This is a genomic window from Aquimixticola soesokkakensis, from assembly GCF_900172375.1.
GTDB classification, from domain to species: domain Bacteria; phylum Pseudomonadota; class Alphaproteobacteria; order Rhodobacterales; family Rhodobacteraceae; genus Aquimixticola; species Aquimixticola soesokkakensis.
Genome location: NZ_FWFS01000001.1, coordinates 254,284 through 279,549 on the forward strand (window position 1 = coordinate 254,284; position 25,266 = coordinate 279,549).

Sequence of the window (25,266 nt, forward strand, 5' to 3'; positions counted from 1 at the left end):
AAGCGCTTTGCTCGGAGATGGATATGAGCCAGTTGGATATTCTCGCGCAGGAACGCCGCGCGCGGTTAGCGGCGGAACGCTTGTTGGAATTGAAACAGGCCGAATTATTTGCCGCCAACAAGAAACTCTCCAGCCACGCGCGCAACCTCTCCGACGAAATTATCGTCACACGCGAGGAAACCCAGACGCTGAAGGTGCGCAACGAAGAAACCCTGCAAGACCTTGAAAAGGCGCATCATGCGGTTGATATCGCCGAGCGCCGCTTGTGGGACTCTTTGGAAACCATTCACGACGGATTTGCGGTGTACGATCCCGACGATGTGTTGATCGCGGCCAATTCCGCCTATTTGCAGGTCTTTGACGGGCTCGCGGATGTGCGTCCGGGCGCGCATTACCGTGATATTATCACCCTCGCCGTCGAAGAGGGGCTGGTGGATACGGGCGATCTGACGCGGATGGGGTTTGTCGAGGCGGCGATGGCGCGCTGGAACGCCCCGCACCGCGAACCCCATGTGATGCGTTTGTGGAACAACCAGTTCGTCAAACTGGTCGACCAGCGGTCGCGCGACGGCGATACCGTGTCGCTCGGCCTCAATATTACCGCAACCGTGCGCTCGGAAACCCGCCTCAAGAAGGCGCGCTCCAAGGCGGAAAGTGCGAACCGCGCGAAATCGGCCTTTCTGGCAAATATGACCCATGAAATCCGAACGCCGATGAATGGTGTCGTGGGCATGGCCGAATTATTGGCCGATACCGCGCTGTCGGACGAGCAAAAGCTCTATGTCGATACGATCAAAAGCTCCGGCGAGGCGTTGCTTTTGCTGATCAACGATGTGCTCGACTATTCCAAGATCGAAGCCTCGAAACTGTCACTTCATTATGAACCTTTCGACTTTGAAAAAACCGTGCATGAGGTGGTGACCCTGCTGCAACCCTCTGCGGCTCATAAGAAAATCGACCTGATCATTGACTATGATATGTTCCTGCCGACCCGCTATGTCGGGGATCGCGGCCGCTTGCGCCAGGTGTTGATGAACCTTGTGGGCAATGCAGTGAAATTTACCCGCGATGGCCATGTCGTGATCCGTGTCGTCGGCTTGCCCGATGGTGACAAAGCGCAACGCGTTCATGTGTCGGTCGAAGACACGGGGATCGGCATCGCCCCGGATATGGTTGACCATATTTTCGGGGAATTCAATCAGGTCGAGGACGAGCGCAACCGCAAATTCGAAGGCACGGGCCTCGGTCTTGCGATCACGCGCCAGCTGGTGTCGCTGATGGGGGGCGAGATTTGGGTTGATAGCGATCTGGGGCAGGGCTCTGTGTTCGGCTTTCACATCACGATGGATATGGCCGAGGATGCGGTCGTCGCCACGGCCTTGCCAAGCTGGATGCATTCAGCAGTTCTGATTGATCCGCAAGCAACCGGAAGCAGCATTCTGGCCAAGCAATTGGATACATTGGGCTTTGCTGTCAGCGCATTCGCCAGTGCCACAGAAATGTTGGCCTCTCGCGCCTTTACCGCTGATATTTATCTCGTCGATTCTGCGCTGCCCGACCGCGATGTGGTCAGCTTTATTCGCGAGCTGCGCAGCAACGGCGTCGAGGCGCCGGTTCTGGTGATGACCTCGGGGCCGATATCTGCGGGATTGCTGGCCGCAGAGCGCGCGCATTTGTTGCACAAGCCGCTGTTGCGGGCCGATTTTCTGGGGGCCTTGGCACGGGTCGCGCCGGAGGCGACGGTTCGGACCTCCAGCTCAGGTCAGCCAAGAAAGATGCGGGTTCTTGCTGCCGAGGACAATAAAACCAACCAGCTTGTGTTCGGCAAGATGTTGAAATCCATAGATATCGAGTTGAAATTTGCTGAAAATGGCCGCGAAGCAATCGCCTTGTACCAAAGCTTTGAGCCCGACCTCATCTTTATGGATATTTCGATGCCCGACATCGATGGCAAAGAGGCGACACGCGCGATCCGCGCGCTCGAAGAGGCCACGGGCACCCATGTCCCGATCGTCGCGCTGACGGCCCATGCGATGGCGGGGGACGATGCTGCGATCATGGACGCGGGTCTGGACTACTACATGACGAAACCGCTGCGCAAAGCCGCGATCATCGACCGTATTCTCGCGCATCAACCCGCAGATAGTTTTCCGCTTGTCGGGGCGGTTATCGCGCAGGACATGCCGCGCGCAGGCAACGAACCTTAGGTATTTTGCGCCAGGATCGTGAGAAACGCCGCCCCGAAGCGCTCGGTAGCTCCGTCCCCGATGATACGGATCAGCGCCGGAACCGAGCCGGGTTTCTGGTCGGCGACTTTCGCGATCTGCGCGGGTGTCAGGCTCATGGGTTTCAAGGTGCCGCAAGCCCCGCGCGCCAGATCGCGCTGGGCCTGTTGCATCAGGTCGAACATCTCGCCCGAGGCGCGCCCTGACAATTTGCGCCGCATGGGGTGGACCGCGTCGGGCATTGCGCCGGTGATCACCGCCAGAAACAGGGCGCCGTAGCGGTCGAGTTTGGTTGCGCCAACGCCGGAAATCCGCGCCATATCGTCCAGCGAGACCGGGCGTTTTTCAGCCATCTCGATCAGTGTTTTGTCGGTGAAAATCACATAGGCCGGGACGCGGGCCTCCTCGGCCAACGCGCGGCGTTTCGCTTTCAGGGCGGACAAAAGCGGCGCATCCTCCTCGGAAACCAGCGTGCGCACGACCGTGCTTTTGGGCGCATATTTGATGCTGTCGCGGCGCAGGGTTATTTTCTCTTCGCCCTTGAGGATCGGCACCGCCGGTTCGGTCATATACAGCGCACCGTGGCGTTCGGGGTTGGGGCGGATCAAATCCAGCCCCATCATCTGGCGAAAGACGGCATTCCATTGGCGTTTGTCGTAATTCTTGCCCACGCCGAAGGTCGGCAATTGATCATGGCTGCGCTGCTGTACCTTGTCGGTCATCTTGCCCTGCAAAATGTCGATCAGATGCCCCGCGCCAAAACTTTCGTCAGTGCGCAGGATGGCCGAGAGAGCTTTGCGCACGTCATCGGTCGCGTCAAACAGATCGGGGGGGGTATCACAGAGGTCGCAGTGTCCACAGGCGCCCGCCTCTTCACCAAAATACGAAAGCAGGGTCTGGCGGCGACATATCTGGGCCTCTGCCAGACCAAGCAATCCGTTCAGCCGGGCATGATCGGCGGCGCGGCGCTCCAGCGGGGCGGGGCTTTCGTCGATCTGGCTGCGCCGGAAGCGGATGTCATCGGGCCCAAAGAGCGTCAGCGTTTCCGCAGGCGCGCCGTCGCGCCCCGCCCGCCCGATTTCCTGATAGTAGCCTTCGATGGATTTGGGCAGATCGGCATGGGCGACCCAACGGATGTCGGGTTTGTCGATGCCCATGCCAAAGGCCACGGTCGCCACCACGATCAAGCCGTCCTCTTGTTGAAAACGGCGTTCGACCTCGCGGCGCAGCTCGGGGTCCATCCCGCCATGATAGGCGCAGGCGCGATGGCCGGCGTCCTCCAGCGCTTTGGACAGGCTTTCGGTCTTGGCGCGCGTTCCGCAATAGACAATGCCCGACAAGCCTTTGCGCGCGCTGGCAAAGTCCAGAATCTGGCGGCGGGGACTATCCTTGACCGCGAAAGCCAGATGGATATTGGGCCGGTCGAAACCGCGCAGGAAGGTTGCGGGCGCTTCGCCATCAAACAAGCGCGTGACGATTTCGGCGCGGGTTTCCTCGTCGGCGGTGGCGGTAAATGCGGCGAGGGGCACATTCAGCGTGCTGCGCAAGGCGCCGATCCGCAGATAGTCGGGTCGGAAATCATGGCCCCACTGGCTGACGCAATGCGCCTCGTCCACCGCAATGAGCCCGACACCGGCGCGTTGCAAGATCCCCACCATGCCAAAGGCCGCAAGCCGTTCGGGCGCGATATACAGAAGTTTGAGCGTACCGGCGCGCAAAGCATCGAGCACAGCGGCGTTTTCCGCTTCCGAATTGCCCGATGTCAGGGTTCCGGCGGCAACGCCTGCCTCGGTGAGGCCGCGCACCTGATCGCGCATGAGGGCGATAAGCGGGGAAATCACCACGGTAACGCCGTCACGCACCAGCGCCGGCAATTGGAAACACAGGGATTTTCCGCCGCCCGTGGGCATGATCGCCAGAACATTGCGACCCGCGATCACCGCATCAACGATTTCCTCCTGGCCGGGGCGAAATCCGTCAAATCCGAAGGTCGTTTTAAGAATTGAGGACGCGTTGCCGTCTGCCATGGGATCTGTACCGCCTGAATGAGGGCGCAGAATCGCACAGCGGGCTCAGCGCCTCAAGCAGTGATTGCCTTACATGAAGGCGTAGGCATTGTTGCGGATGATGATTTCAATCGCATAGATCGCGATAAAGGCCACCAGCGGCGCAAGGTCGAGACCGCCCATCGGGGGCAGGATTTTGCGGATCGGGCGATAGACCGGCTCCAGCAGACGCGAAAGGCCTTCCCAGATTTGATAGACCAGCGGCTGGCGCAGGTTGAGCACCTGAAAGTTGATCAGCCAGCTCATAATGATCTGCACGATCATGACGAATTTCACGATCCCGAGGATCATCAGGAGAATCTGGAAAAGCGATACCATTGTCAGTCCTTTATCAATCTGTTGCCCGATTAGGTAAGTGGCGCAGCCTGTGCACACAAGAGCGGTTGTGCCGTTACGTCGCAGGTTGACGCAAGCGGGCCACGCGGCATCAATCACGCCATGTATCCATTCATTCGCATCTTTTGGCATCTGCGCCGCGCCCGCTCTCAGCCCAAAACCGGACTTCTCGACGCGTTGGTGTCACATCACTACTGCATGCCATGGGATCTGGACCTGTGGCGTGAACTCAATAACGGGCGCACGTTAACGCTTTATGACCTCGGGCGGGTGCCGATGCTGGTGACGACCGGCATGGCCGACATTTGCCGCGCCAAGCGATGGGGGATGACGGTGGCGGGGGCCAGCGTGCGCTATCGCAAGCGGATCACGATGTTCGAGAGGCTGCAGATGCGCTCTCGTGCTGTCGGCTGGGACGAGAAATTCATCTACGTCGAGCAATCCATGTGGACCGCTCAAGGGGAATGCGCCAACCATGTTCTCTTGCGCATGGCGTTGGTGAGCAAGGCGGGGATTGTGCCGCCGGTGGACATGCTGAATGCGCTTGGCGCGGCTGAGGTCAGCCCCGTTCTGCCGGACTACGTGCAAAACTGGATCGCAGCGGATGCGACACGCCCCTGGCCACCGATGCAAGATCAAGCGGTGTCACCGTTGCCATAGAGAGCGAATGCGGGCATGACTTTGGGCAAACTTGACGCGGCGGCAGTCCGCAAGCGGGGGATCCGATCATGCAGGCGCAGCCAGAACTCACAGCATCCCGATCGCCAGAGCGCGCTTTGCGCAAACGCATTCGGGGCTGGATGATGTACGATTGGGCCAGCCAGCCCTATCACACGCTGATCGTCACCTTCATTTTCGGCCCCTATTTCGCCGAGCAGGTCATCGCCATGCTCATGGCTGGCGGGATGGACGCCGGACTTGCCAAAGCCACAGCGCAAAGCTGGTGGGGCTGGGCGCTGTCGATTGTCGGAGTCCTGATTGCGCTTGGGGCCCCTGTTTTGGGGTCGATTGCCGATGGCACGGGCCGCCGCCTGCCGTGGATCTGGGTCTTTTCCGCCTTTTACGTTGTCGGCGCGGCGGGGCTGTGGATCGCGGTGCCCTCAAGCTTGCCCGTCGTGACAGTTCTGGTGTTTTTCGGCATCGGCATGATCGGGATCGAATTCACCACGATTTTCACCAACGCGCTGCTGCCTGCCTTGGGGCCGCGCGAACAGGTGGGGCGGATTTCGGGGTCCGGCTGGGCCTGGGGCTACGTTGGCGGGCTGATCGCCCTGCTGATCATGCTGTTGTTTTTTGCGGAAAATGCCGCCGGCGTCACGCTTTTGGGGATCGCGCCCTTGTTCGGGTTTGAGGCGGCGGCGCGCGAAGGGACGCGGTTTGTCGGCCCGTTTACGGCGCTTTGGTATGTCGTCGCGATGGTTCCGTTCTACCTTTGGGTCAAGGAGCCGCGCGGCGGGGGCAACGGCTTGTCGGTCCGTGCGGGTCTGCGGGATTTGGGGGAGACCCTGCGCAGCTTGCCCCGGCGGCGCTCGTTGTTCGCCTACCTTGGCTCGTCGATGTTCTACCGCGATGCGCTGAACGGCATGTACACCTTTGGCGGGATTTACGCGATTGGCGTGCTGGACTGGAGTGTCATCGACATCGGTGTCTTCGGTATTCTGGGGCTGGTGACGGGCGCTCTGTTCGCCTGGCTTGGCGGGCGGGCGGATGCGCGCTTTGGGCCGCGCAGCGTCATTATTTTCTGCATTTTTGTCCTGATTGCCACAGCAATTGCTATCGTGCTGATCACCCGCACCAGTGTGTTCGGCATCGCGGTGCCCGCAAGCTCAAGCCTGCCGGATGTGGCCTTTTACGTCTGTGGCGGGCTGATCGGGGCCGCAGGGGGCGCAATCCAGTCTGCAAGCCGTACGATGATGGTCCATCAATCCGACCCCAAGCGCATGACCGAAGCCTTCGGGTTGTTTGCGCTGTCGGGAAAGGCCACGTCTTTTCTTGCACCTGCGCTCATCGCTTTGGTGACGCAGATCAGCGGATCGCAGCGCGCAGGCATCACGCCGCTGATCCTGCTTTTCCTTATCGGCCTCGTGCTGTTACTCTGGGTGAAATCCGACGGGAGCGAGGCGGCAGCATGAGCAAGAAATATCTGATCGCGGTGATGTGTCTGGGGCTGATGGTCGCGGGCTGTGGCCGCTCGACCAGCGAGGTGACGCGCGCCGTTGCCAACCCCAACGATACCCGCATGGCCAAGGCTGTGTTCGGGCCGATGTCGGGACCTGCGAGTGGCCTGTCGCCCGACAGTTTCGGCTCTTATGCCAAGGGCTGTCTGGCAGGGGCAGAGCAGCTTGCCGAAACGGGGCCGACATGGCAGGCCATGCGCCTGTCTCGCAATCGCAACTGGGGCAATCCGGTGCTGATCGACTATCTCGAACGCACTTCGGCCAAAGTGGCCCGCCTGCCCGGTTGGAACGGCTTGTACGTGGGCGACATGAGCCAGCCGCGCGGCGGCCCGATGTCGTCGGGGCATGCCAGCCACCAGATCGGACTGGACGCCGATATCTGGATGCTGCCGCCAACACGGCTGAACCTGAGCGCCTCCGAGCGGGAAAGCCTGTCGTCCATCGACATGCAGCGCGCAGGAGGGGCCTATGTGAATTCGCGCTGGACACCGACCTACACCGAGGTCTTGAAAACCGTGGCCTCCGATCCGGCGGTTGCGCGGATTTTCATCTTTCCCGGCGCAAAAGTGCAGATGTGCAAAGAGGCAACGGGCGATCGGTCGTGGTTGAATAAAATCCGCCCGTGGTATGGCCATAACTACCATTTTCACGTGCGTCTGGCCTGTCCCAAGGGCGATGCCGACTGCGTCGATCAGGCGCCGCCGCCTCCGGGGGACGGCTGCGCCGATGCGCAGGCCTGGGTGAACAACATCATCAACCCGCCGCCACCCAAACCGCGCGACCCCAATGCGCCCAAACCCGTACCAACTCCGCCGCTGACCATGGCCCGCATGCCGGCGCAATGCGGCGCGGTGGCGGCCAATTGAAACAGGTCGCGCTCTTTGCGGCGCTGGCGCTGGCCATGACACTGCGTCTGGCCAGTGCCGAGGCGCATTTTCTCGGGGAGCGGGTGTTTTCAAGCGCTGATGCGGCGCTGGGCGGTCTGTCGGGGATCGAGGTGTCGGAGGATGGCGCAACCTTCACGGTGATTTCGGATCGCGGTGCCATGGGCACCGGACGCTTTTCGCGTGCCTCGGACGGGCGCATTCTGGACATCACATTCGATCGCTTCGCGCCGCTCAAAGGCCGCGATGGCGGCGCCTTGGGGCAATATCAAACCGATGCCGAAGGGCTCGCGCAGGCCCGCGACGGGACGCTGTTTGTGTCCTTTGAAGGGGAGCACCGGATCTGGGCCTATCCGCGCTTTGGGGCCGCTGCACAGGCCCTGCCTGCGCATCCCGATTTCGCGGGTTTGCAAAACAATTCCGCGCTTGAGGCGCTGGCGATTGACGCGGCGGGCGCGCTGTACACCCTGCCCGAACGCTCCGGCGCGATGGAGCGGCCATTCCCGCTTTACCGCTTCAAGGAGGGGGTCTGGTCGCAGCCCTTTGCGGTGCCGCGGCGCGGGGAATTCCTGCCGGTGGGGATGGATTTCGGCCCTGACGGGCGGCTTTATCTGCTGGAACGCTGGTTCACGGGCTTTGCGTTTGCCGCGCGGGTGCGTTCCTTTGCGTTGGGGGATGACCTGCGCGACGAGCGCGAAGAGCTTGTGACCATCAGCGGCACCCATGACAATCTCGAAGGCATTGCCGTCTGGGGCAAAGCGGCGCAAATCCACCTGACGCTGGTGTCGGACGATAATTTCCGCGCCTTCCAGCGGACCGAATTTGTGGACTACCTGCTGTTGCAATGACTTGATTTGCGCCGCCAACCCGCGTAAACGCCGCAAATCGTGCCCGTCAGGGCCAAGTCTCCGCTACCTTGTAAAAACGGATCAACAGATATGACACGTATTCTTCCGGGCGTTCTCGCCATGGCCATCATCGTTGTGGCCTCAAACATCCTTGTGCAACATTTGCTCGGCGATTGGCTGACATGGGGCGCAATCACCTATCCTTTCGCCTTTCTTGTCACCGATGTGATGAACCGCCTCTACGGGGCCGCCTCGGCGCGTAAAGTCGTGATCGCAGGCTTCGTTGTCGGCGTCATCTGTTCGTTGATCGGCACGCAGATCATGGGCGAATATGGGCCGCTGGTGACGCTGCGGGTGGCGGTCGGCTCTGGCACCGCGTTCTTGATTGCCCAGCTCATGGATGTGTTTGTCTTCAACAAGCTGCGCGATGGTGCATGGTGGAAAGCGCCGCTTGGGTCCTCGGTGATCGGTTCGGCGCTGGACACGGCGATTTTCTTCTCTGTGGCATTTGCGGCAAGCTTTACCTTCTTTGGCGCAGGCGAGACAGAAGCCGCTGCCTGGGCCTCGGAAACAGTGCCACTTTTGGGGGTTGGGCCGCTGGCACCGCTCTGGGTGTCGCTGGCTGTGGCGGATTGGGGCTGCAAGCTTGCCCTTTCCTTGATCGCTCTGGTTCCATTCCGCCTCATTATTCAGCGTTTCACCGGAATGAAGGCCACGGCCAACGCATAAATTTACTTGCTCTGCACGAAATATGTGCCACCATAAACCTATCGGCAATTCATCGAAAGGAGGTGGTCCAGTGTCTAGAGTGATGGTGGAATGTGAGGTCAAGACAGTCAGGGGGGCCGTTGTTTCGAGGTAGCACTCGCGACAGAACACCTTTGATTGGGCTTCCCTAACTGGCCCATTTCCTAAGATCTCGACGGGCTGCTCATCTGGCAGCCCGTTTTCGTTTTTGGGTATTTTTATCCGAAAGAAGGCATATGCGGCGCATTGGGGGAAGCGCAAGATGCCCTGTTTTGCGCGGGCGCGATCTGGGCTAGCTATAGGGGTGACGCAACAAACGGATCGAGCCATGCCCCTGACCATCACCGACCGGATTGCCATCGAGGACTGGGAGTTGACCGAGCAGTTCGTGCGCGCCTCCGGGCCGGGCGGGCAGAACGTCAACAAGGTGTCTTCGGCGGTCGAATTGCGCTTTGAGGCCGAGCGCTCTCCCAATCTGCCGGACGCGGTCAAGCGGCGTCTGGCGCGTCTGGCCGGGCGGCGCTGGACCAAAGAGGGGGCGGTGGTGATGTTTTGCGACGAAACCCGCCACCAAGGACGCAACCGCGAGATTGCCCGCGAGCGTTTGGCGGATTTGATCAAGGCGGCAACCGTTGTTCCCAAACGCCGTGTGCCGACAAAGCCGACAAAGGGGTCGGTGCGGCGGCGGCTGGAGGCCAAGAAGCAACGCGGGGAAGTGAAGGCGCTGCGCGGAAAGCTCTAGGGCCTTGGCGGTGGGTTCTAAACCACGACCTCGCGCGTCACCTGTGCGCCAACGCCAAAGACCCGTTTGTAGCGCTCCACCTGATCTTTGGGGCCCATGGCTTTGTTGGGGTTGTCCGACAGTTTTACGGTGGGGTGCCCGTTCGCCTGCACGGCTTTGCAGACCAGTGAAAACGGTGCGAGGGCGTCATTTTTGACCAACCCGCGGAAATCGTTGGTCAGCAACGTGCCCCACCCAAAGCTGGTTTTCACCCGCCCGTGGAAAATCCCGTGCAGGCGCGTGATCTCGTCTACGTCGAGTCCGTCGGAAAAGATGACCAGTTTGCGGGTCGGGTCTTCGCCGCGGGAGGTCCACCATTCGATCGCCGTTTGGGCCGCAGTCACCGGATCGCCGCTATCGATGCGGATGCCGGTCCAGCCGGCCAGCCAGTCGGGCGCGCGCTCCAGAAAGCCTTTGGTGCCGTAGGTGTCGGGCAGGATGATGCGCAGATTTCCCTCATGTTCATCCTGCCAATCGGCCAGCACGTCATAGGGGGCCCGGGCCAAGGCCGTATCGTTTTGAGCGAGTGCGGCATAGACCATGGGCAGTTCATGGGCGTTGGTGCCAACCGCTTCGAGGTCGTGCATCATGGCGATGTGGCAATTCGAGGTGCCGGTGAATTTCCCGCCCGCGCCTTCGCCCAAGCCTTCGACCATGGCCTGCACGCACCAATCCTGCCAGAGGTAGGAATGGCGGCGGCGGGTGCCGAAATCCGCGATCTTGAGGTCATCAAGCGGGCGCAGCGCCTCGATTTTTTCCCAAAGTTTGGTCATCGCGCGGGCGTAGAGCACCTGGAGCTCGAACTTGCCCATGTCCCCGGTGACGGCCCGCGAGCGCAGTTCCATCAGGATCGACAGGGCGGGCACTTCCCAGAGCATGACTTCTGGCCAGCTGCCCTCGAAGGTCAGTTCGTATTGGTCCCCGACGCGCTCGAGCCGGTAGGGCGGCAGGCGCAGGGTTTCGAACCATTCCATGAAATCGGAGCGAAACATCTGGCGCTTGCCGTAAAAGGTATTGCCGCGCAGCCAAGTGCTTTCGCCGCGCGTGAGGGACAGGGAACGGACGTGGTCCAATTGTTCGCGCAATTCGCCCTCGTCGATCATATCCGCCAGCGGAATATGGGTGGCGCGGTTGATGAGCGAAAACGTGACCTGCGTGTCGCGGTGATTGCGAAACACAGATTGGCACATCAGCAGCTTGTAGAAATCCGTGTCGATGAGCGAGCGGACGATCGGGTCGATCTTCCACTTGTGGTTATAGACGCGGGTGGCGATGTCGACCATGGGGGGATCCTCCTGCTTGGGATCGGTTAAAGCAGGGGGATCAGGGGGTTGGCAAGCGTAGACACCCGCGCGTGGTGGATTGGCGGGCGCTTAGATGTTTTGACCGCCGGAGGCCTCGATCCGCTGGGCGGTGACCCAATTTGCCGGACTCATCAAAAGGGCAGTGACCGCGCCCCCGATATCATCCGCAAGTCCGGCGCGCCCCATGGCCGTGCTTTGTGCGACAGCGGCATTTGCAGCGGCATTGTCGCGCACCACGCCGCCGCCAAAATCGGTTTCAATCGCGCCGGGGGCGATGGCGTTCACCGAAATGCCGCGCGGCCCCAATTCGGCAGCGACATAGCGGGTGAGCGTATCGACCGCGCCTTTCATTGTGCCGTAGGCCGAGAAACCCGGACTGGTGAAACGCGACAGGCCGGAGGACACAAACAGGATGCGCCCGCCGTCCTTGAGGCGTGGCAAAAGCGCTTGGATCAGCAGATACGGTCCTTTGACATGCACGGCAAACAGGTCATCAAGTTGCGTGGCTGTCGTCGTGGCAAAGGGGGCATGAACGCCAAAACCGGCGTTGTTCACAAGGCCCGTAAGATGAGTGTGGCCTAGGGCGTTCATCGTGGTTTCCAGTGCTCCGGTAAAGGTCGCAAAGCTTTGATGGGCGGTTGTATCAAGGCACAGGGCCGCCGCCTTTTGGCCAAGCGCCGTGATGTGAGCAACGGTTGCTTGGGCCTCCGTTGCGCCGCTTCGGTAGGTGAGAATGATATCCGCGCCCGCGGCGGCAAGGGCCGTTGCCATCGCTTTGCCAAGGCCGCGATTGCCGCCCGTGATGAGAAAGAGGGGTGAAGGCTGCGTGGTCTGTGTCATGTGAAGACTCCTGTGGTGTACAGGAGAAAGCTAGGGGCGGAGCGTGGCGCTCACATGCCCGATCCTGCGAATGTTTTGCCTGATCCTACAGGATTGCGCGCTCTGACGCGTCAGGAAGCGTCGCGGGCTTGCGCGTCCCTGCGCAAAGAGGGCACATATATTTATGGACCAAAGCGACACATTATATCAGCAGGTTTGCCGCCTTTCACGGCGCGAAAACGTTACCAGTACGCCAAAACAGACCAGCGTCCCGCGCTTGCATCTGGTGTATTGCGAGCAGCCCACGGCCTTGGCGCATGTGGTCTATGACCCCGTGTTTTGCTACGTTCTCGGCGGTGAGAAACTTGCCTATTCCTCTGGACGACAGCTTCCCTTTGCGGCGGGATACGGCGTTGTGGTGTCCATGGATGTTCCTGCGGTCAGCCAGATCACAAAAGCAAGCCTGCGCGCGCCCTATGCGGCGGTCGCTGTTCATCTGGATGTGGCGCTCTTGCGCAGGATCTCGGGCGAAAGTCCTTCTTTTCCCGTCGAGGACGCGCGGGGGGCCTTTGAAACAGCACCGATCTCCCACCGGCTGCATGACGTGATGGCGCGATTGGTCGGGTTGGTGGATCAAGCCGATCTCAGGGCGGGGCTCGCGCCGCTCTATTTGCAGGAGTTGCATCTTCTCTTGTTGCGCTCTGCGCAGGGGCAGCGGTTGCGTGCCATTGCGCGCGCAGACACGAAGAGCGCGAAAATCGCGGAGACCACGGCCTATTTGCGCCATCATATGGCAAAACCGATGCGGGTTGAGGCGCTTGCGCAGCGCGCGGGCATGAGCGTCAGCGCGTTTCACCATAGATTTCGTGAGGCCACAGGCGCAACGCCGGTGCAATTCCTGAAACGACTTCGCCTGCTTGAGGCGCAGCGGATGTTGTTGGCGGGCAATGCGTCGGTGACCCAAGCGAGCTTTGCCGTGGGATACGAAAGCCCGTCGCAATTTTCGCGCGACTTCCGGCGCATGTTTGATGTTGCGCCCAGCCGCGCCCATGTGTTGGCAGCGGATGCCTAAACGAGTGTGACGCCCGCGGCGCGCATGTCACTGCGCGCGGCCTCCAGCGAGCCCGCCATATCGATGGCTTTTGACATGGTGGTGTCGACGGTGACTTGAAACCCGAGGCGCGCGGCATCCTGTGCGGAGAAATTCACGCAGTAATCCAGCGCAAGTCCGACCAGCGTCAGATCGGTGATGCCACGGCTGCGCAAATAGCCGTCAAGCCCTGTCGGTGTCGTGCGGTCGTTCTCGAAAAAGGCGGAATAGCTGTCGATTTCTCGATTGTAGCCTTTGCGCAGGATGAGATCGCCATCGGTGCGCAGATCAGGATGAAATTGGGCGCCGGTGCTGCCCTGCACGCAGTGATCGGGCCAAAGCACCTGAAGTCCGTAGGGGGCCTCGAAGGTGTCAAAGGGCAGTTTGTCCCTATGCGCGGATGCAAAGGAGGAATGCCCGCTCGGATGCCAGTCCTGCGTCAGGATCACGTTCGCAAACTGGGCCATCGCCGCGTTGATTTTGGTCACGATCGACGCGCCGCCCGAGACTGCCAAAGCGCCGCCTTCGCAAAAGTCGTTTTGAACGTCGATGACGAGAAGGGCGTGATGGGCGGGGCGCATAGGAGTCTCCTGCGGGTCTGTCGGATGATATGTGCATACAGCGGGCATGGTCGCAACGCAAAGGCCCGAACCGATGGTGGTTCGGGCCTGCAACGAGGTCAATCCTTTGGACCAATTCCGGTCAGATTGGCTTTGGCCAGTTGAACTTTGACCAGATTGGCCGGACCGCCCGATCACGCGGATCGTTGTCCCCGCAACGTCCAGCGCGATTGATGCGAACCGTCCTAGATTGCCATGTCGTCGAGCGTTTTGCCGGCGTCGAGTGCGGCGATGACCCAATTGGGTTTGCGACCACGACCGGTCCATGTTTGGCTGGAATCCGCGGGGTTGCGGTATTTTGCAGGCGATTTCGGCATATTGCCGCCCCCGCGTTTTTCGAGATAGGGAAGCACTTCGTCAATCTCGACAGTATGTGCATCAAGGACTGCTTTAATTTCCTTCGCAGCAATGGAAACGCGTTCTTTTTCAAGTTTCTTTTTACGTTTCTCGATGTCGGCCTCAAGTTGGGCAAGCTGCGCGGAGTTCAAGTTTTCAATATTCACGTCAGTCATTTTTATTCCATGAGTGTGAGAAGTCCGTCTTGGATATTGGGGGTTATATCGCCGCCAAAATGCAAGTGCAAATTGTATAAAAAGACTGGTTTGTTCCGCCGGTCTTTGGCCGGATTTGACAAGTTTAAACTCGCGCCCTGAATGGGCCTTTTTTGTTCTCATGCGGTCACAGTTTCGCGTCGCGCGCAGAGGCGATGCGGCGTTATGGCGAGCCTCTTGTCTGGCTGCGCATTCGGGCGTATTGAACGCGCATGTTTACTGTCTGCGCCCTCTACCATTTCACCCGTTTCGACGCGCCTGCAGCCCTGCTTGGGCCGTTGCGGACCCTTTGTGCCGAACAGGGCGTGACCGGTTCCTTGCTGATCGCGGGCGAAGGGATCAACGGGACCGTGGCGGGGACACGCGCGGGTATCGACGCATTGGTTGCGCATATCGACAGATTGCCGGGCTGTGCGGGGTTTGAATACAAACTTTCAACCGCGCAAGCGCAGCCATTTGGCAAAATGAAAGTGCGCCTGAAACAAGAGATCGTGACCATGGGGCAACCCGATGTCGATCCTTTGGCGGGCACCGGTCACTACTGTACCCCGGCTGAATGGAATGCCTTGATTGCGTCTCCTGATGTGGCGGTGATTGATACGCGCAACGATTATGAAGTCGCGATCGGTACTTTCAAGGGGGCCGTCGACCCCAAAACAAAATCGTTTCGCGATTTTCCTCAATGGTGGGAAGAGAATAAAGACCGTTTTCACAACAAACGTATTGCGATGTTTTGCACGGGCGGTATTCGCTGTGAAAAATCAACCAATTACTTGATGTCGCAAGGGGTTGAGGACGTGTATCACCTCAAGGGCGGGATTCTGAAATACCTCGAAGAGGTTCCGCAGGAAGACAGCCAATGGGACGGGTCGTGTTTTGTCTTTGACGGGCGGGTGTCCATCGGGCACGGGCTTGAAGAAGGGCCGCATGAAATGTGCCACGCCTGTCGTCGCCCGCTGCTACCCCAGGACAAGGACCGCCCCGAATTCGAAGCGGGTGTGTCCTGTCACCAATGCATCAATGACTATGACGATGCGCGCCGCGAACGGTTTCGCGAACGCCAGCGCCAGATCGCTTTGGCGCAGGCACGTGGCGAGCGTCATATCGGGCGCTAGACCCTTGCCCCGCGCCGCGCTGAGCTGTGGCTAGAGCCACTCAAAGAAATCGGGCGTGCTGAAGTCTAGCGCATCGTCGGTGATCGCGGCCAGGTCCGTATCGGCCAGCGTCACTTGCAATGCCCCTTTCTTGAACACGACATCGTCCCCGTTTTGCGTGCAGAAGGCCAGAAAGCTATCGGCGGTGGTGAAGCCGAAGTTCGCCATTTGCAGCGTGTCATTGGCGTCAAAGTCGACGATAGTTTTGCTACCGGTGTCGCCGGAGACGAAAACAAAGCTGTCGGCAAGCATCCCGCCGATGAGCGTGTCATTTCCATTGCCGCCGTAGAGCGTATCGTCGGCAGCCTGGCTGGCGAGATAGCTGGCGAGAGAAACGGCGGATTTCGCGACGAATTCGGCGGAATTGGAGAAGCCCAATACGACTTCGGCGCGGGTTTTGGCACCACTGTTGATCTGGGAAGACCAGTAGGAGATGCCCGAAGAACTGCCCTCGCGTTCCAGAACATTGAAATATAGGGCGGATACGAAATCCGTATTGTTCATCGCGCCGTATTTGGCCGAAAATTCGGCCGAGCTGGTAAACTGGTTTGACACCTGCAGGGCGGACCCACCCTGCGCGATCTGTTGTGCCCAATATTCGATGCCGGAAATGTCGGGCGTGCGGCCCAGCGCCGCCTGATAGATCCGGAACACATCGTCCAGCGCATCCGTGACACGCAGGCCGGAAGTTGTGCCATAGGCCTCGTGAAAGGTATTGCCGATGTTCTCCGCACTTTCGGCGAATTTCGAGACCACGCTGGCGCGCGAGAGCGTTTCATTGTCCAATTGGTCGGTCCAATAGTCCAGCCCGGACTGTTGGGGGGTGCGGTGAATGACGTTCTGATAGAGCAACTTCACGAAATCTTCGTTCGAGACGCCACCGTATTTCGCAGTAAACTCGCCGCTTTGCATGAAGCTGTTGACCACGGCGCTATAGGTCGTTTTTCCCGACCCCAGCTGCTCGGCCCAGTAGTCCAGCCCGGCAAGGTTGGGGCTGCGGTTCAGAACCGCCTGATAGATGCGATACACAGCGGCATGATGACCATCGCCAAGAGAAATGCCGTCCCCGCTCAGAATGTCATTCCCCTGACCGCCGATCAGGATGTCATGGCCGCCGCCCCCTGCAAGCGTATCGCCGCCGCGACCGCCTGACAGCATGTTGTCCGTCGCGGAGCCAACCGCACGGTCCGCCCCATCGCCCAAGGCGGCAGATTCAATCTGGCCGCCGTTGGCCAAGGTTGCCCAAGCGGCATTATCGACCTTCAGGGCGCCGTTGTTTTTGAGCGCAAGGGCGACATTGCCCGTCACGGCAACAAGGTTGAGCCAGTCGTCGCCGCCATCGGTATCCGTGATCGTCTCGCGGCCGGTTTCGACGCTTGCGAATTCCAGGAAATCATCGGTGATCGTGTGGATGGTGTCGGCGGATATTGCCTGCCCCTCAAAGGTGATCCCGACCGAATAGATTGTGTTCGTTTCAACAGGAACGCTGTCGGAAAACTGCAACTTCCAAATGCCCGCAGACTCGGTGCCGATCAATCCCGCAACGCCGAACGTATAGGTTTGATCAAAGCTTCCCCGACCCTCCTGATCAACAAGAAGATAGGAATTTCCATCTGGATCAACAAGATAGACCGTCACGTCCTGAATGTATTGCGTTTTGCTATCAATCGTCACATAGGCATATTCAACCTCGATATTTTGCGTGATATTCAGGTTGATCGTCTGGCTTTGCGTCCAGTTTTTGGTCGTATTGTTGGATTTTGAAATTGTGACCATATTGTCGGAAGTCTGCACGGCGCCCTGGTGCATCAGGGACCAGACCTCGGCGGTGCGCACGGCGGCAAGCGCGTCGATAAGCCCGTAGCCATAGCTCACGCTATAGCTCATGCCGCCACCGTTCCATGTGCTGGCCCCGTTGGACATCCACGCTGCAACCTCGTCGTAAACGGGGTCTTCCCCGAAATAACTTCCGGTGGCCTGCGCCGTGAGGGCGATGATGTCCTGCACGTCGCGCCAGCCGAGCGTTTCGTTGGCCTCCAGCATAAGCGCAGCAATCCCGCTGACGACCGGTGTCGCCGCAGAGGTGCCGCCGAATTGTTCGGTATAGGATTGGCCGGTTGTCGTCGTCACCGAGGGGGCGGGCGCACTGATGAACACATTCGCGCCCCAGTTCGAGTAATAGGCGACATCGCCCCAATTATCCGTCGCGGCGACGACCATCGCCTCGTGAATGTTGTTCAACCCGTCGCCCTGCGCGTTGCCGTTCAGATTGTATTGCGTTTCAAGCGCGGGATTGTTGTGTTCGTTGCCAGAAGCCTTGGTGATGATGGTCCCAAGCCCGTCGCGCCCGTTCTTGGCTGCGTACTCCAGCGCCCCGGCCGCCTTATAGGTAAAGGTGCCCGCCGTACCGACATCCTGGCTGGTGTCGTAATAGCCGATCAGCCCCCAGCTGTTGTTCATCACATCGAAAGAGGCGGCCCATTTCATGGAATCGATCGCCGCCGCGGTGCTGATGAATTGCACATCGTTCAGAAAATCGATGGAGGTGATCGAGGCGTCATAGGCAACGCCAACCCCGCCGATGCCATTGTTTTCAGACGCCAAAATCCCCGCGACAGAGGTGCCGTGGCTGTCATCGGACGAATTGTTTGCGCCATTGTCCGAGCCATAGGACGAGGACCAGTGAAGCGATGCGTTATAATTGTCGTTCAGGTCGGCATGGTATTTTTCAACGCCGGTATCGTAAATACCGACGGTGATGCCATCGCCCGTATAATCGTTCCAGACAGCTTGGATATTTCCAATCAAGTCAAAGTGCCATTGGGAACTAAAAAGCGGATTGGATGCGACGGCCACCTGACTCTCCATCGTTGCATGGGGGTTCATTGTTTCTACCAGTTAAAGGTTAACGCTCAAACAATAAATTTAAATCGATTTCACCTTTTCGATCACAATCTTGCCCGATTTGCGTAAATGGTTTTTTAGTCTCTTCGCCCAGTCTGCCTGCGTGGTGTGCAGGAGACGGGCGTGGGGATTTCTTTCCAGTTCAAGCAAATTATCGGGGGCGGTGTGCCTGTGGAACTGGCCACGGGGGTGACCGATCTTGAGATCGGGATGCTCGACGGTGAACAGGTCCTGTTTTCCTTGACGCGCGCGGGCGGCGGGGTGGCGATCTATGCGCTCGACGGTGCTGGCGCGCAGTTTCAGGAAGGCTGGAGCACCAACAGCGGCTGGGCCAATGTCGGCACGCCCGAAATCGGCTTTACCGATGTCAAAGGCAATCACTCGCTGGTTGCCGTGGGCTACGGATCCGACCGTTTGCTGGGCTATGCCACCACCCAAAGCGGCCCGGATTCATGGCGCAAGGTTGACGTGGCGGGTCTTGATATGAGCGTTGCAAACAACCTGCTGAGCGTCGAGCGCGGCACGGCGACCTTTTCCTATGCCACGCTGAAAACCGGTGGCATCATGCGGATCGAAACGGCCACGAATGGCGACACCAAAGCCGTTGGCATCGCCTTGCCATCCACGCTGGGCGGGCAGATATCCGATGTTTCCAGCGTCACGATCGGGGCGAAGACCTTTCTGGTGGCGACCTATGGTGCCGAAGATTCCGTCGCTGTTTTCGAGGTCGGCGCGAACGGCGGGTTGACGTTTTGCTCTCTGGTGGGGACGCAAACCGACCTCGCGATCAACCTGCCCAGCGTGGTGCAGGCCTTCGAGGTGGGCGGGCAGGGCTTTGTCGCGGTGGGGTCTTCCTTGTCGAGTTCGGTGACGGTGATGATGCTGTCGAGTGACGGCACATTGGTGCCGACCGATCAGATGAATGATTCACTGACGACACGATTTGCCAATGTCAGCGTGCTCGAGGTTGTCGAGGTGGGGGATCGCGCGTTCCTGATCGCCGGCGGCTCGGATGACGGGCTGACGATCATGGCGGTGACGGCGAGCGGGCGGCTGGTGGTGGTTGGCACGGTCGAGGACACGGTGGCGTCAACGTTGAACAATGTCACCGCGCTGACGACTCTGGTGCAGGGCAATACGCTGCGGGTCTTTGTCGCCGGAGAGGTCGATATCGGCGTCTCCGAATTTGCCATCGACCTGTCGGGGATCGGCGTTGACCTTCAGGCCGCCACGCAGGGCAGCACTTTGACGGGCACCGCACGCAACGATATTTTGGAGGGCGGTGCCGGCGCGGATATTCTGTCAGGCGGCGCGGGCGATGACATCATTTTTGACGGTGCCGGACAGGATCAACTGCGCGGCGGGGCGGGCAGTGACCTGTTCGTGATGGCGCGCGACGACAAAGGCGACACCATTCTCGATTTTGATCCGGCACAGGACCAGATCGACCTGTCGGCCTATGGCATTCACGCGGTGGACAGCGTGTTGATCGTGCCGCGCAGCTACGGCGCGGACGTTATTTTCGGCACCGAAATTCTCAAGGTTCACTCGGCCAATGGTGCGATGATGATGGCGGAAATGGTGCGCGGGGCGCTGGTCACCTCCGAGCATGTTACGGTCAACGGAACGTCGCAACTGAACGCCGGACCCCTCGCGGCCACGGCGTCCGCAGACCAGATTGTCGGAATGGAGGCCGAGGATTTCATTGATGCGGCTGCTGGAAATGACATGGTCTGGGGCCGCGGCGGTGACGATATTGTCTATGCCATGGACGGCGATGACTGTGTCTATGGCGGCGCGGGCAACGACACGATTTTCGGCGGCAGCGGCAATGACACCCTTTGGGGGGAGCGCGGCAGTGACACCCTTCGGGGGGAGGCGGGCAGCGACCTTCTGGTGGGGGGCACCTATCGCGCGGGCTATGACGATTTAATCGATGATGTCTACCGGCTCTATCTGGGGTGCCTTGGCCGCGAGGGCGTAACAGCCGGATTGAATTACTGGACCGGACTTATTGTCGACGGCAAAATGTCAAACCGCGATGTGGTCGAGTCGTTCCTGAAGTCCCCGGAGTTTTCGGCGCGATACGGCACATTGGACAATAGCGACTTCGTTTCCACGCTCTTTCAAAACGTGCTGGGGCGCGCACCGTCGGCGGAGGGTCTGGACTATTGGACCGGACGCCTCGATGCGGGGTTGTCACGCGCCGATTTGATGCTGCCCTTTCTGGATACGCTGGAATTTCGCCTCAACACCGGCGCGGACGCGGCCTCTGAACTGTCTGCGGTGCGCCAGTCCGACCTCGCTGATGATGTGTATCGCTACTACATTGCCATTTTGGGCCGCGAGCCGGGGAAGGAGGGGATCGAATACTGGACCGAAAAAACGGCCAACGGCATGAGCAGCAACGAGCTGGCCACGAGTTTTTTGAACTCTGAGGAATTCAAGCTCCGCTTTGATAGCGCATCGAACGGCGATTTCGTCGATAAACTCTACAATAATATCCTCGGGCGCGACGGGGCAGAGTCGGGGGTGAGCTATTGGACCAATGCGCTGGAAAGCGGGGCCAAATCCCGTGCCGAAGTGGCTGATCTGTTTACCAACTCGCAGGAATTCGTGCAGTCTTCCGAGAGCACATTCAAAAAATGGATCGCCAAGCAGGGCACCGACGATACGCTTGATGGCGGCGAGGGTGCGGATTTCCTTGTCGGGGGGATGTTCTCGGACACATTTGTGTTCGATCCTGCCGATGCAGGCCCCAATACCGTTGTCGATTTCGAGGTCTGGGACAAACTCGACGTAAGCGCCTTCGGCTTTTCCTCAGCGCAGGACGCCCGCAACGCGTTTCAGGAAAGCGAGGCGGGCGCCGTGTTCTCACAGGGCAACGTCAAGATCATCTTGCACGAGTTCAGCGCCCAGGACCTGACGGCGGACATGTTCATCATCTAAGGCCGGTGTATGGCGTCAGATCTTGGTCGCGCGCGCCTTTTCATACAGATCGAAATCCAGCGAATAGTAGTTCTCGATGAACTGCCGGATATCGGGTGTCAAAAAGGCCTCCGCGGGCGGGTTGCCTTGTTCAAGCCAATCGACGGGCCGCACGTCGGACAGATCCTTCGTAACGTTTTGGTGTTGTTTTTGGGCGACATTCTCGGCGCTCAGGCGGATGTGGCGCATCTCTTTGGGCAAACGTTTCAGCACATATTTTTCAAAATCGCCGATGTTCTCGATGGCGAAAAGCTTGTTGAAGCGGGCGTTTTGCAAATAGGTCCATTGCGGCGCCCAATGGCTGTCTTGAACGTCGCGCTTGGTGTGGTTGATGTATTGGCAAAACTGGCGAAAGGTGATGCCGCGCTCGACGAAGGCCGCATTCGGTTCCTTGCCGCCGTTGAAGTAGCGGTAGACGGGCGCTGTGTGGAATTTCACCGTCATCGGATGGTTGCGGGTCCGCCCGAATTTGTCGCAATAGCAACTGACCAGCCGCTCGTAGGGATCGCGCAAAAGGGCAACGTGATCCCATGTGCTCTCTTCCTCAAGGGTGGTCTTGAAGGCATAGCTCCAAAAGCGCGACTGGAGCTTGACCTGACCATTGTCCAGAATCATGTGCACATTGTCACTGCTCTTGGCATCAATTCCGTTCAACCGCAGCGCCCATGTCTTGATGGAGGTATTGGCCACCTTTGCAATGGGGCAATAGACCAGCCGCGCGGCAGGCATATAGATCAGGCGCGCCGCCGTCCCGTGAATGGAGCTATCGGTCATGACCCGCCCTTGCGACAGGTATTCGGGGCTGTCGCGAAGCATGGTTTCAAGCCGCTCGACGGTGAAGTTTTCCGCCAGAACATAGGCGATAAAATCAGTCTGCGGATCGCGGCGCATCATCGTTTTAAAGATCATCTCGGCGCTTTGCGCGGTGACAGGCGCGTCTCGCAGGTGCTCGGCCCAAATGTGTTCGATGTTGGTCATGTTCATTTCCTATGGCCTCGCCCCGCGGATCCTGTCCACGCGCGGCCCGTCAAAGGGTTATACTGTGGCCGTCTGGTAGGCCGCAACCAGTGGGGCAAGCTGGGCGGGCCAGGCATAGCGCGCGACCTCCTGCGCGGTGCGGGCACTGGTCAGCGCACCCGTCATCGCGTCGCGCATGAGGCGTCGGAACGCGCGCGGGGTATCGGCGATATAGACGCCGCTGACGCCTTCCATCGCTTCATACCCGCGCATCGCGGGCCGCATCGCAACCACAGGTTTGAGCCACATCAGCGCTTCGGCTGTCTTGAGGTTGGTGCCGCCGCCTTCGGTGATCGGGAGGGCGATGACCTTTGCGTGCTGAAGCAGGGCGGTCAGCTTTTCCTCGGGCACTTGCCCCATATGCGTCACGAGGTTGGAGTTGAGCAGGCGGAAGAACTGATAGCGGCGATCGGCGCCCAGCAGGTTGTTCATCCCGCCCACGATCACAATCTGGCTGCGCGGCGGCAAAAAGCCCGGAAGCGTGCCAACACAGTCCCAATAGCCCTCGGCGTTTGGCGGATGCGCCGATCCGGCGACAAGCGCGTAGTCCTGGGTTAAAAGATTGCTCATCTGCGGGGCATCAACATCAGGGGCCCAACAGCCGTTGGGGGCCAGGACGGTCGGGCGCGCCGTATCGGGGCGCATCGCGTCAAAGGCTGCAGCATCCGCTGTCGAGACGGCCACAACCAGATCGGCCTTGCGCACCAGATGCCCCTCGATCTCGGCGGTACGGCTGGCAAAGGCGGGATCGATCAGTTGGGATTCAACGTTTTGCGACCCGTAAACCAGCTGCGTTTTGGCCAGCCCGGGATCACTGTCGATCACCGTTTCAAGCAGGCGATAGAGCCAAGGTTGTTCGAAGTGAATGACATCGGGCGCAAAATTGCGCAGTTTCTGCACGGCGCGCTCAAGCGCGGCCGCGCTGTGTTGTGCGCCTTCCACAATGTCGAGATCCTCGCGCAGCTGGTGCTCCGTGAGATGTTTCAAATGCGCAGCATCAAAGGCGGTTTCGCGTTCAAGCGCATTCCCTTCGGGAAAGTATTGCGCAAAGAACAGCGGCACATGCAGCACCTCATGGCCAGCGCTGCGCGTCACCTCGACGATGGCACTCATGCGGCGTTGCCCGCCGTGGAGCGGGGTCGAAATCGGGTATTGGCTGAGGAACGCGATTTTCATCAGACGGCCTTTTCTTCGGAGGGAAGCTCTGCGGCAGGAATGGTGGCGGGGGTGACATCGCGCGGGGCCATTGCCTGTTCGAAACGGTCAAAATCGGCGATCAGATTGGTGCGGAAATCCTGCCAGCGGTAGCCTTTGAACTGCGCGGCGCGGGCGAGGGCTTCGGTGTAGGCGAGCTCGTCGGACATCAGCGCCCAGACCCGATCCAGCCATGTTTCGACCTGTGTGAGCGGGATCGCTTCGCAGGATGTGCCCGCGGCCTCGACGATCGAATCCGCCGTCGAGCAGACGCAGGGCTTGCCGTAATTGAGCGATTCGACCACCGGCAACCCCCAGCCCTCGTAAAGCGAAGGGTACAGCGTAAAGCGGCAATTGCGGTACAACATGTCAAGTTCGGGGTCAGAAATCGCCGTCAGAATGCGGATGGCATCATGGGGCAGGCCGACATCAAGGCTCACCATTTGCAGGAAATGGTCGATGGCCCAGCCCGGCTGCCCGACCCAGACCAGCGGCAGCACCTCGTTGTGGCGCTGGCACAATTCCCGCCACAGACGATAGGAGAATTCATGGTTTTTACGGGCTTCCTGCGTGCCCACCATCAGGACATATTTGCCCGGCTCAAGCTTGTGGCGCGCCAGAACGTTCTGCGCCAGCCCGTCGGGGTCGTCTTTGCGTTCAAGCTCGCATCCCAGATAAATCGGTTTGATCCATGAATCATCGGGGCGCGGATAGCCGTATTCCTCGATATGGGCGATCAGATCGCGGCTTGTCGTCTCGGAAATCGTCCAGATCTGGTCCACGCCCCAAAGCACCCAATGCAAGGAGGCGGGAAAGGTTTCGCGGGTGTGGGGTTCGGCGACGTGACGCCACAGGATCGGGATCAGATCGTAGATCAGATAGTGCGTGCGCCAGCCGTGCGCGTTGCGCATGTCATAGGCATAGATATGACGGGTATCGGACCAGAACGTGCCCGCGCAGATGTAGTTGCCGATCTGCGTCGGGTCGATTTGATTGTCGAGGTCGCGCAAGGACTGGTCGAGCGGCTGCAAGATGCCATGATGGGCGCGGTGGTTGATCTGTTCAAGCTGGTCGCAGCGCCCGTTCAAACGGGGGCGCAGCCGTGCAAGCGCGCGCAACCCCTTGATCAACATGGTGAATTCATCATTGCTCATGCGCAACAATTCATCGGCCAGAATGCGTTCGCGCAGCTTGTGGGTCTGATCGCCTGTGCCGCTGACCTGACGGGATCTGCGCGGGGCTGTCAGGGCAAAACGTGCGACGCGCACCCAGGAACGCCATTTGGCCGTGGCCGTCAAGGCGCGCTCCATCAAGGTGCCCGTCTCTTGTTCATTGCGGAAAATGATCGATTCGACCTTATCCTTGGGAAAGGTGAAATAGGCGTTCTTTGCGGGATCATAGACCCCCAGCACAAGCCGGTCGCCATAGGCTTTGGTAAAGGCGGTGATCAGCTCGTGCTCGACGCGCAAAATACCAACAGGGCGCAGGCTTCTGAAATTATAGCTTGTTGAAATATCGAGTAATATTTTCTTTTCAGAGGGCATGAGACCGGTGCTTTCTA

At 59.6% G+C, this 25,266-nt stretch carries 20 protein-coding genes; 10 read left to right on the forward strand and 10 right to left on the reverse strand.

Annotation, left to right across the window (positions count from 1 at the left end):
- The first annotated feature begins 23 nt into the window (after positions 1–23).
- Positions 24–2,207, forward strand: coding sequence for an ATP-binding protein (locus tag AQS8620_RS01230; protein WP_085835344.1), 2,184 nt, complete (start codon positions 24–26; stop codon positions 2,205–2,207).
- On the opposite strand, the gene recQ is transcribed toward AQS8620_RS01230, so the two are convergent.
- The gene (gene recQ, locus AQS8620_RS01235; protein WP_085834997.1) at positions 2,204–4,252 is read right to left on the reverse strand and encodes a DNA helicase RecQ; all 2,049 of its coding nucleotides are present in this window, start codon (positions 4,250–4,252) and stop codon (positions 2,204–2,206) included. The genes AQS8620_RS01230 and recQ overlap by 4 nt on opposite strands.
- Positions 4,253–4,321: 69 nt before the next feature.
- On the reverse strand, positions 4,322–4,609 hold the full coding sequence (locus AQS8620_RS01240) for a YggT family protein (RefSeq protein WP_085834998.1): 288 nt from the start codon (positions 4,607–4,609) through the stop codon (positions 4,322–4,324).
- 120 nt (positions 4,610–4,729) lie between these two features.
- Between AQS8620_RS01240 and AQS8620_RS01245 the strand changes: the two genes are divergently transcribed.
- The 6 genes from AQS8620_RS01245 to arfB all read left to right on the forward strand — a co-directional run bounded on the left by AQS8620_RS01245 (position 4,730) and on the right by arfB (position 10,025).
- Positions 4,730–5,287 (forward strand): acyl-CoA thioesterase, encoded by a 558-nt coding sequence (locus AQS8620_RS01245; RefSeq protein WP_085834999.1) that lies wholly within the window; start codon positions 4,730–4,732, stop codon positions 5,285–5,287.
- Positions 5,288–5,355: 68 nt separating this feature from the next.
- A complete protein-coding gene (locus AQS8620_RS01250; RefSeq protein WP_085835000.1) occupies positions 5,356–6,759 on the forward strand; it encodes an MFS transporter in 1,404 nt (467 codons plus the stop codon).
- Positions 6,756–7,670: a penicillin-insensitive murein endopeptidase gene (gene mepA / locus AQS8620_RS01255; RefSeq protein ID WP_085835001.1), complete on the forward strand. Its 915-nt coding sequence runs from the start codon at positions 6,756–6,758 to the stop codon at positions 7,668–7,670. The genes AQS8620_RS01250 and mepA overlap by 4 nt, the downstream gene beginning before the upstream one ends.
- Positions 7,667–8,536 (forward strand): esterase-like activity of phytase family protein, encoded by an 870-nt coding sequence (locus tag AQS8620_RS01260; RefSeq protein ID WP_234990342.1) that lies wholly within the window; start codon positions 7,667–7,669, stop codon positions 8,534–8,536. Before mepA ends, AQS8620_RS01260 begins: the two co-directional genes overlap by 4 nt.
- Positions 8,537–8,626: 90 nt before the next feature.
- Positions 8,627–9,265 carry a queuosine precursor transporter gene (locus AQS8620_RS01265; protein ID WP_085835003.1) on the forward strand — a complete coding sequence of 213 codons (639 nt, stop codon included), beginning with the start codon at positions 8,627–8,629 and terminating at the stop codon, positions 9,263–9,265.
- A gap of 346 nt (positions 9,266–9,611) precedes the next feature.
- On the forward strand, positions 9,612–10,025 hold the full coding sequence (gene arfB, locus AQS8620_RS01270) for an alternative ribosome rescue aminoacyl-tRNA hydrolase ArfB (RefSeq protein WP_085835004.1): 414 nt from the start codon (positions 9,612–9,614) through the stop codon (positions 10,023–10,025).
- 17 nt (positions 10,026–10,042) lie between these two features.
- Here arfB and pncB read toward each other — a convergent pair whose 3' ends face one another.
- Entirely contained in the window at positions 10,043–11,347 is a 1,305-nt protein-coding gene (gene pncB, locus AQS8620_RS01275; RefSeq protein WP_085835005.1) for a nicotinate phosphoribosyltransferase, read from the reverse strand.
- 90 nt (positions 11,348–11,437) lie between these two features.
- Positions 11,438–12,208 carry an SDR family NAD(P)-dependent oxidoreductase gene (locus tag AQS8620_RS01280; protein ID WP_085835006.1) on the reverse strand — a complete coding sequence of 257 codons (771 nt, stop codon included), beginning with the start codon at positions 12,206–12,208 and terminating at the stop codon, positions 11,438–11,440.
- 163 nt (positions 12,209–12,371) lie between these two features.
- Here AQS8620_RS01280 and AQS8620_RS01285 point away from each other — a divergent pair, with 163 nt between their 5' ends.
- Positions 12,372–13,259, forward strand: a complete 888-nt coding sequence (locus tag AQS8620_RS01285) for an AraC family transcriptional regulator (RefSeq protein WP_085835007.1) — start codon at positions 12,372–12,374, stop codon at positions 13,257–13,259.
- Here the strand turns inward: AQS8620_RS01285 and pncA are convergent.
- Together pncA and AQS8620_RS01295 are read right to left on the reverse strand one after the other, a co-directional pair.
- Positions 13,256–13,858, reverse strand: a complete 603-nt coding sequence (pncA, locus tag AQS8620_RS01290; protein WP_085835008.1) for a bifunctional nicotinamidase/pyrazinamidase — start codon at positions 13,856–13,858, stop codon at positions 13,256–13,258. The two genes, AQS8620_RS01285 and pncA, sit on opposite strands and share 4 nt — an antisense overlap.
- 224 nt (positions 13,859–14,082) lie before the next feature.
- Positions 14,083–14,409 carry an H-NS histone family protein gene (locus AQS8620_RS01295; RefSeq protein WP_159453179.1) on the reverse strand — a complete coding sequence of 109 codons (327 nt, stop codon included), beginning with the start codon at positions 14,407–14,409 and terminating at the stop codon, positions 14,083–14,085.
- A 251-nt stretch (positions 14,410–14,660) separates the two neighbouring features.
- On the opposite strand from AQS8620_RS01295, the gene trhO reads away from it, so the two are divergent.
- Positions 14,661–15,563, forward strand: a complete 903-nt coding sequence (trhO, locus tag AQS8620_RS01300) for an oxygen-dependent tRNA uridine(34) hydroxylase TrhO (RefSeq protein ID WP_085835010.1) — start codon at positions 14,661–14,663, stop codon at positions 15,561–15,563.
- Positions 15,564–15,593: 30 nt separating this feature from the next.
- Here the strand turns inward: trhO and AQS8620_RS17265 are convergent, their stop codons facing one another.
- Positions 15,594–18,458, reverse strand: a complete 2,865-nt coding sequence (locus AQS8620_RS17265) for a DUF4214 domain-containing protein (RefSeq protein WP_159453180.1) — start codon at positions 18,456–18,458, stop codon at positions 15,594–15,596.
- Between the two features lie 171 nt (positions 18,459–18,629).
- Here AQS8620_RS17265 and AQS8620_RS01310 point away from each other — a divergent pair, with 171 nt between their 5' ends.
- Complete coding sequence (locus tag AQS8620_RS01310) at positions 18,630–21,455, forward strand: DUF4214 domain-containing protein (protein ID WP_143267377.1); 2,826 nt, start codon at positions 18,630–18,632, stop codon at positions 21,453–21,455.
- Positions 21,456–21,470: 15 nt separating this feature from the next.
- On the opposite strand, the gene AQS8620_RS01315 is transcribed toward AQS8620_RS01310, so the two are convergent.
- Genes AQS8620_RS01315 through AQS8620_RS01325 form a run of 3 tightly spaced genes read right to left on the reverse strand, consistent with a single transcriptional unit; the run spans position 21,471 to position 25,249 of the window.
- On the reverse strand, positions 21,471–22,472 hold the full coding sequence (locus AQS8620_RS01315; protein ID WP_159453181.1) for a sulfotransferase family 2 domain-containing protein: 1,002 nt from the start codon (positions 22,470–22,472) through the stop codon (positions 21,471–21,473).
- Positions 22,473–22,529: 57 nt separating this feature from the next.
- Positions 22,530–23,687: a glycosyltransferase gene (locus AQS8620_RS01320; RefSeq protein ID WP_085835014.1), complete on the reverse strand. Its 1,158-nt coding sequence runs from the start codon at positions 23,685–23,687 to the stop codon at positions 22,530–22,532.
- Positions 23,687–25,249 carry a glycosyltransferase gene (locus tag AQS8620_RS01325; protein WP_085835015.1) on the reverse strand — a complete coding sequence of 521 codons (1,563 nt, stop codon included), beginning with the start codon at positions 25,247–25,249 and terminating at the stop codon, positions 23,687–23,689. The genes AQS8620_RS01320 and AQS8620_RS01325 overlap by 1 nt, the downstream gene beginning before the upstream one ends.
- Positions 25,250–25,266 lie beyond the last annotated feature (17 nt).